The sequence below is a fragment of the Prevotella sp. CAG:255 genome (assembly GCF_000431195.1).
Classification (GTDB): domain Bacteria; phylum Bacteroidota; class Bacteroidia; order Bacteroidales; family Bacteroidaceae; genus Prevotella; species Prevotella rara.
On sequence record NZ_HF986850.1, the window covers coordinates 942 to 1,496 of the forward strand.

Annotated in this window: 1 pseudogene; it reads right to left on the minus strand. The window is 57.5% G+C overall.

The window, feature by feature from the left end:
* A pseudogene (locus tag QVO66_RS11485) lies at positions 1-555 on the minus strand (conjugative transposon protein TraM); the annotation flags it as partial.

Sequence of the window (555 nt, forward strand, 5' to 3'; positions counted from 1 at the left end):
TTGCTTGTTTCCGTCGTTCTTGTTGCCGTGTTGCCGCCAAAGCGGGCCGCCAGCTCGTAAGACTTCTCCATCAAGGCGACCTTCTCGTCAAATGAGCTTTCCTTTTCAGGCTCACAGTCCAGTCGCCGTTCTATCTCCGTAATCCTGCGCGACACCTCGTCGTCCTGCGGCACTTCCGCAGGCGAGTAAAAACCGGCCAGCGTCCTGTTCATGTCCTGGTACGCCGCAACGGATGAATGAGGAGTACCCTCCTCGTTTTCATTTTCCGCCACAGGTTTGTCCGTCAGCGGAACGTCCGGCAAAGTTACCTTTCCTGTTGTATCCGTGTCGAGCATTTCCGCTATCTCTATCAGCGAGCCTTTGCGCCGTTCGGCCTTCTCCGCCATCTCTCCGTCACGGTAAGCGTCCACCTTGCTGCCCGGCAGTCCCTTGCTTTCGGGCGAGGGCATTTCCGTGTTGAAGCCTCCGTTTCCGCCTCCGGCTCTCGTTCCGTCTTCAGACGGACGGAAAATCAGCCACAGGCTTCCGGCAAACAGCAGCGCCATGAGCGGATAT